The organism is Nocardia sp. NPDC003693, from assembly GCF_053981095.1.
This window is the reverse complement of sequence record NZ_JBSFNO010000079.1, coordinates 1-5,920: the sequence shown is the minus strand read 5'-3', so window position 1 is coordinate 5,920 and position 5,920 is coordinate 1. Positions and strand designations below refer to the sequence as shown.

Sequence of the window (5,920 nt, the reverse complement as noted above, 5' to 3'; positions counted from 1 at the left end):
TACGACGAGGGTTCGGAAGCGGCGCGCCGCCACTCCAAGCAGGTCGACATGATCTGCAACACCCTCGAGCAGTGGGCCATCCGCGACGTGGGCAATCGCCCGCACAAGCTCTTCCTGCACTTCTTCGAAGCACCGTCGGAGGTGCTCGGCGAAGACGGCCGAGTGGTGGGGCTGCGGACGGAGCGAACCCGGCTCGACGGCGCTGGAAATTGCTCGGGCACCGGGGTTTTCCGGGATTGGGATGTTCAATCCGTCTACCGTGCCGTGGGGTACCTCTCGCGGCCGATCACCGGTTTGCCCTTCGATGATGACGCGGGCGTCGTCCCCAACGAAGCCGGACGAGTGCTGCTCGAAGGACGAGCCCAGGGACCGGATAGGCATCTGCCCGGCGTCTATGTGACCGGGTGGATCAAACGTGGTCCGGTGGGGCTCATCGGCCATACGAAAGGCGACGCGAACGAAACCGTCGCCTGTCTGCTCGACGACCTGCCTTGGCTCTGCCGGGAATCCCGGCCCGGACCATCGGAAGTGACGAGATGGCTTGCCGACAGGAATGTTCCGTTCACCACCTGGGACGGCTGGTACCGCCTCGACGCGCACGAGCGTGCCCTCGGTGCACCGCAGGGCCGGGAACGAGTCAAGGTCGTCGAGCGCGCGGACATGCTCCAGGCCAGTCGCTGACCCCGCTATCGAAAGGACCGGGACAATGACCGGACAATCCGGAATCGACCTCGAGATCGAACGGATTCGCCGCGCGCTGGGCGGCGTCACCGACCCGGAAATAGGGCTTCCGATAACCGAATTGGGCATGGTCCAGGACATCGCGATCCAGGACGGCACGGTGGCGGTCACCATCATGCTCACCGTCGCGGCGTGCCCGCTGCGGGACACCATCGCGCGTGATGTCCGAGCCGCCGTCGCGGAGCTGCCGGGTGTCGTGGACGTCGCGGTCGGCTTCACCACGATGACCGACGAGCAGCGCGCCGCGTTGCGTACGCGACTGCGTGGCAAGGACCCCACCGTTCCCTTCGCCGAACCGGGCTCGCTCACGCGCGTCTACTGTGTGGCATCGGGCAAGGGTGGGGTCGGAAAGTCGAGTGTGACAGTCAATCTCGCGGTAGCCCTGGCAGAACTCGGGCTCCGCGTCGGAATAATCGACGCCGATATCCATGGCTATTCGATACCCGCCATGCTCGGCTGCACCGCGGCCCCCACACAGGTCGACCGCATGATCATGCCCGCAACAGCGCACGGCGTGAAGATCATCTCCACCGCCATGTTCGTGGACGCGAACGAACCGGTGATCTGGCGCGGTCCGATGCTGCACCGCGTCATCAATCAGTTCCTGACCGATGTTTTCTGGGGCGACCTGGACGTCCTGTTGATCGATCTACCGCCCGGCACCGGCGACGTCGCCATCTCGCTCGCCCAATTGCTGCCCACCGCGGAACTGCTGCTCGTCACCACCCCGCAACGCACCGCGGCCGGCATCGCCGAGCGGGCCGGCGCGGTCGCCGCGAAAACCGGCCAGCGCCTGGCCGGCCTGGTCGAGAACATGGCCTGGTACGAGCAGCCCGACGGGACCCGAACGACGCCCTTCGGCAGTGGCGGCGGGGACGCGGTCGCGCAGCGGCTGGGCGAAATCCTCGGCGCACCGTGCCCGATTCTCGGCCGCATCCCTTTCGACCCGATTGTCGGCGAGACCGCGGACCACGGTTCACCGGTGGTCCGCGCCGCACCGGATTCGGAAGCAGCACACACGTTTCGGGGCATCGCCCGGAGACTCGCCGTTCGTCCGCGAGGGCTGGCAGGCCGGACGCTCGACCTGGCTGTGACCAGCTGAGACCGGGGCGGCCTCGGCCGACCCCGCCTTCTCATCCCAGGCGCCGCTTCGTGCCGCTCAGGGCGCTGGGGTGCAGGTCGTAGATCGCGTAGGCGGTGCGCAGGACGGGCTGGGCGACGTTGCGGACCGGAACGCCGCCGGGCGTTGTGCCACGTTCGGTGCCCGCGTGGGCATGACCGTGCAGGGCCAGATCCGCGCCGCCCGCGTCGACCGCCTCGCCGAGGAGGTAGGAGCCCAGGAACGGATAGATCTCGCGCGGCTCGCCCTCCAGGGTGTCGGGGACGGGGGAGTAGTGGGTCAGCGCCACGCTGACGTCGGTGTTCAGGTGCTCCAGCGCCTCGCGCAGTGAATCGGCGAGAGCGACGGTGTAGGAGGCGAATTCGCGCATGATCGGCTCCCCGAAGACGCTTGCGCAGCGGCCGGCGAAGCCGCCGCCGAAACCGATGGTGCCCGCGATGCCCAGGGTGAGCCCGTCGACCTCGAAGGTCACCGCCGTGCCTTCGAGCACGGCGATGCCGTTGTCCCGCAACAGCATGGTGATGTCCTGCGCGGCGTCGCCGTGATAGTCGTGATTGCCGAGCACCGCCACCACCGGAAGACCCGCCTCGGCGAACTCCTCGGCCACGACGCGTGCCTCGTCGAGGGTCCCGCACCGGGTCAGATCACCGGCCAGGAGCAGGACATCCGCGTCGGTGCGAACCTGCTCCAGGACCCGGCCGTAGGTGCCCCGGGAGTCTGTTCCGAAATGTATGTCACCGACCGCTGCGATCCGCATGGACCGGCCTCCTTTCGATGTCAGTGCCCGAGTTCTTCGGCGGCGCGTGGTGTCCGCAGCGGCGTCACCTCGACCCGGTTGTCGATGTCGGCGTGTGGAAGCTGTTCACGCACCACGTGTTCGATCTGCGTGCGGCGTTCCTCGGTCGTCACGGTGCCGGTGAGCACGACGGTCTCGTCCACCAGCGAGACCCCCACCCCCTGCTCGGCCGTGCGACCGTCCTCGGCGAGCGCGCGATGCAGGTGGGCCGCCCGATCCTGCGCGTGGTGCGCGCCTGACTGTTCGCTCATGTCGCTTCTCCGATCACATCGAGGTCCACGAGCAATCCGTAAAATGCTCGCGCATAAGGCGATTCGACGGTCTGCTCGCGGACGGCCGGCCAATCCACCTGCTCCCGAAGATCCCTGGCGATGCGCAGGATGGGGCTCAGATCCAGCCGGTGCGCGTCGAAGACCAGCATCTTGTCGACCATCAGATCGGTAGCGCTGATCACGGGCGCCATCGCGGACCCGATCCGCATGACGTCGGCGCGATCGAGCATCGCGTCGGTGACATCGCGATAGTTGGGCCGGAACACCAGGTCGATCAGGGTGTCTCCGTCGTAGGCCTTGGTCAGCCAATCCTCGGGCGGGTCCGCGAGCCGCATCCCGCCGTGTGCCAGCGCACTCCGCGCCCGCGCGACGTCGGCGGGTTTGATGAACAGGTCGACGTCGTGATCGCTGGCCGGACCACCCCTTGCGTAGACGGCGCATCCGCCCGCGACCGCGAACCGGATATCGGTCTTCTCCAGGGTGTTCACCGCCCTGGTCAGTGCGTGCAGCAACCTGTCGACGGTGGCCATACCGTCGCGATACCCGGGGCAGCTCCGGCTAATCGGCGTTCCGATCGGCAATCGGCGCCGTGGCTCCCGGCGCCGGCCGCGCTGTCGATCGAGAACCGACATCCGATCGACATGGAACCTCAAACCGTGCACACGGGTTCCTCAATGTTGGTTTGCCAGCCTGAACGGGTCACCGCCCCGCGCGGTGGCGAGAACGGTGCGCACCGCCACCGCCCCTACCAGTCGACAACCCTAGGAGTTTTCACCGAATGTCGTTGACCGACAACCGAATCATCGACCGCTACCCGACCCGGACCCTTGCCCCCGCGCCGCACCGCAGGCGTACCGACCCGACGGTGTGGGGCACGATCGAATCCGACGGGCTGGACACCTTCGACACCGACGGCTTCGCGATCGTGCCGCAGTTGCTCGACCGCGGTGAGGTGACCGGTTTCGCCGCCGAGGTGTCGCGGCTGACGAGCGACCCGGAACTCATGCTCGACGAGCGGCTGGTGATCGAGAAGGGGTCCCGGCGGGTGCGCTCGATCTTCGCGGTGCACGAGCTCAGTTCCATGGTCGCGGACCTGGTGCGTGAGAGCCGGATCGCCGGGCTCGCCCGCCAGATCCTGGGTTCGGAGGTCTATCTGCATCAGAGCCGGATCAACTACATGCCCGGGTTGTCGGGTGCGGGCTTCTCCTGGCATTCGGACTTCGAGACCTGGCACGCCGAGGACGGCATGCCGGCGCCGCGCGCGGTCAGCGTGTCGATCGCGCTCACCGAGAACTTCCCGTTCAACGGCAGCCTGATGCTCATGCCCGGATCGCACCGGACGTTCGTGCCCTGTCAGGGCGAGACCCCGCCGAACCACTATCGGGAGTCGCTGCGGAGCCAGGAGGTCGGGGTGCCGCGTGGGGAGGACATCGTCGAACTCGCGGCGCGCTGCGGGATCACCCAGTTCACGGGTACGCCGGGCGCGGCCCTGGTGTTCGACTCGAACGTCATGCACGGCTCGGCGAACAACATCACCCCGTTCCCGCGCTCGAACATCTTCCTCGTCTTCAACAGCGTGGAGAACGCCCTCGTCGAGCCGTTCGCCGCCGACGAGCCGCGTCCGGGCTATATCGCGAACCGGGATTTCACGCCGCTGGTCTGACGGCTGCGCGCCGAGCGGGAGCGAAACCCTCGGCGCGTTCCTTCTTCCGGGAATGAATCGGCCGCGAATTGGTTGACTTGTCTACCAACCGCTGTTCAGTCGATCTCGGGAGAACACGATGCCCGCAGCAACCGCCGACAACATCACCGCGTTGCCGCGAATCCAGATGCCGCCCACACCGATTCCGCGTCCGGTGCGGGTGGTCACCACCGCGCCCACCGGTTACGAGGGTGAGGGCTTCCCGGTGCGCCGGGCCTTCGCGGGCATCGATGCCGCGCTCCTGGACCCGTTCATTCACATGGACCAGATGGGCGAGGTGGACTACGCCCCGGGTGAGCCCAAGGGCACCCCGTGGCATCCGCATCGGGGATTCGAGACCGTCACCTACATGATCGACGGCGTCTTCGAGCACCAGGACTCGCACGGGGGCGGCGGCACGATCACCGACGGCGACACCCAGTGGATGACGGCGGGTTCGGGAATCCTGCACATCGAGAAGCCGCCGGAGCAGCTCGTGGTGAGCGGTGGGCTGTTCCACGGCGTGCAGCTGTGGGTGAACCTGCCCGCCGCGCAGAAGTTGATCACGCCGCGCTACCAGGATATTCGCGGTGGCGAGATCCGCCTGCTGACGAACGATGACGGTGGCGCGTTGGTCCGGGTGATCGCGGGCGAGGTGGGCGGACACGCGGGACCGGGTTCGACCCATACGCCGATCACGCTCGCGCATGTCACGCTCGCACCCGGCGCCGCGGTCGAATTGCCTTGGGACGCAACGTTCAACGGTCTGGTCTACGTGCTCGCGGGCAACGGCACCGTGGGCCCGGACCGGCACCCGATCCGGAAAGGTCAGACGGCGGTGTTCGCGGGCGGCAAGCAGGGAAACATCCTGACCGCGCGGGCATCGGAGACCCAGGATTCGAACAGCCCGGCCCTCGAGCTCTACTTCCTGGGCGGCCGGCCGATTCGCGAACCGATCGCCATGGCGGGTCCGTTCGTGATGAACACGCGCCACGAGGTCCTGCGGGCGTTCGAGGATTTCCAGCAGGGCCGGTTCGGCCGCATACCCGCCGAACACGGCGCCGGCGACGAGACGAGCTGATATCGGCGCGGGCTTCGTCAGCGACGGCACGGAACGGGCCGCACGCCACCGCGTGCGGCCCGTTCGGTCATCACCCCCACACGGCGCGCGGCCGTGTCGAAGATCAGAGGTTGACGCCGTAGTCCCGGGCGATGCCGGCCAGGCCGGAGGCGTAGCCCTGGCCGATGGCGCGGAACTTCCACTCGGCGCCGTTGCGGTACAGCTCGCCGAAGACCATGGCGGTCTCGGT

7 protein-coding genes and 1 pseudogene are annotated in these 5,920 nt (G+C 67.7%); 4 read left to right on the top strand and 4 right to left on the bottom strand.

The window, feature by feature from the left end; genetic code table 11:
- Positions 1-681: pseudogene (locus ACWDOP_RS38880) on the top strand (pyridine nucleotide-disulfide oxidoreductase); the annotation flags it as partial.
- Positions 682-706: 25 nt separating this feature from the next.
- Complete coding sequence (locus ACWDOP_RS38875) at positions 707-1,843, top strand: Mrp/NBP35 family ATP-binding protein (RefSeq protein WP_456349074.1); 1,137 nt, start codon at positions 707-709, stop codon at positions 1,841-1,843.
- A gap of 31 nt (positions 1,844-1,874) precedes the next feature.
- Here ACWDOP_RS38875 and ACWDOP_RS38870 read toward each other — a convergent pair whose 3' ends face one another.
- Genes ACWDOP_RS38870 through ACWDOP_RS38860 form a run of 3 tightly spaced genes read right to left on the bottom strand, consistent with a single transcriptional unit; the run spans position 1,875 to position 3,459 of the window.
- On the bottom strand, positions 1,875-2,618 hold the full coding sequence (locus tag ACWDOP_RS38870) for a metallophosphoesterase family protein (protein WP_456349073.1): 744 nt from the start codon (positions 2,616-2,618) through the stop codon (positions 1,875-1,877).
- A gap of 20 nt (positions 2,619-2,638) precedes the next feature.
- Positions 2,639-2,908, bottom strand: coding sequence for a BON domain-containing protein (locus ACWDOP_RS38865; RefSeq protein WP_456349072.1), 270 nt, complete (start codon positions 2,906-2,908; stop codon positions 2,639-2,641).
- Positions 2,905-3,459 (bottom strand): nucleotidyltransferase family protein, encoded by a 555-nt coding sequence (locus tag ACWDOP_RS38860; protein WP_456349071.1) that lies wholly within the window; start codon positions 3,457-3,459, stop codon positions 2,905-2,907. Before ACWDOP_RS38860 ends, ACWDOP_RS38865 begins: the two co-directional genes overlap by 4 nt.
- Positions 3,460-3,707: 248 nt before the next feature.
- On the opposite strand from ACWDOP_RS38860, the gene thpD reads away from it, so the two are divergent.
- Together thpD and ACWDOP_RS38850 are read left to right on the top strand one after the other, a co-directional pair.
- On the top strand, positions 3,708-4,592 hold the full coding sequence (thpD, locus tag ACWDOP_RS38855) for an ectoine hydroxylase (RefSeq protein ID WP_456349070.1): 885 nt from the start codon (positions 3,708-3,710) through the stop codon (positions 4,590-4,592).
- 118 nt (positions 4,593-4,710) lie between these two features.
- Positions 4,711-5,691 carry a pirin family protein gene (locus ACWDOP_RS38850; protein ID WP_456349069.1) on the top strand — a complete coding sequence of 327 codons (981 nt, stop codon included), beginning with the start codon at positions 4,711-4,713 and terminating at the stop codon, positions 5,689-5,691.
- Positions 5,692-5,794: 103 nt separating this feature from the next.
- Here ACWDOP_RS38850 and ACWDOP_RS38845 read toward each other — a convergent pair.
- Positions 5,795-5,920, bottom strand: a 126-nt coding sequence (locus tag ACWDOP_RS38845; RefSeq protein WP_456349075.1) for a TerD family protein, incomplete at its 5' end; no start/stop codon positions are given.

Excerpts from the sequence above, each read along its gene's own strand:
- ACWDOP_RS38865 (WP_456349072.1), bottom strand. The coding sequence starts at position 2,908 with ATGAGCGAACAGTCAGGCGCGCACCACGCGCAGGATCGGGCGGCCCAC.
- ACWDOP_RS38870 (WP_456349073.1), bottom strand. The coding sequence starts at position 2,618 with ATGCGGATCGCAGCGGTCGGTGACATACATTTCGGAACAGACTCCCGG.
- ACWDOP_RS38875 (WP_456349074.1), top strand. The coding sequence starts at position 707 with ATGACCGGACAATCCGGAATCGACCTCGAGATCGAACGGATTCGCCGC.
- ACWDOP_RS38850 (WP_456349069.1), top strand. The coding sequence starts at position 4,711 with ATGCCCGCAGCAACCGCCGACAACATCACCGCGTTGCCGCGAATCCAG.
- thpD (WP_456349070.1), top strand. The coding sequence starts at position 3,708 with ATGTCGTTGACCGACAACCGAATCATCGACCGCTACCCGACCCGGACC.
- ACWDOP_RS38860 (WP_456349071.1), bottom strand. The coding sequence starts at position 3,459 with ATGGCCACCGTCGACAGGTTGCTGCACGCACTGACCAGGGCGGTGAAC.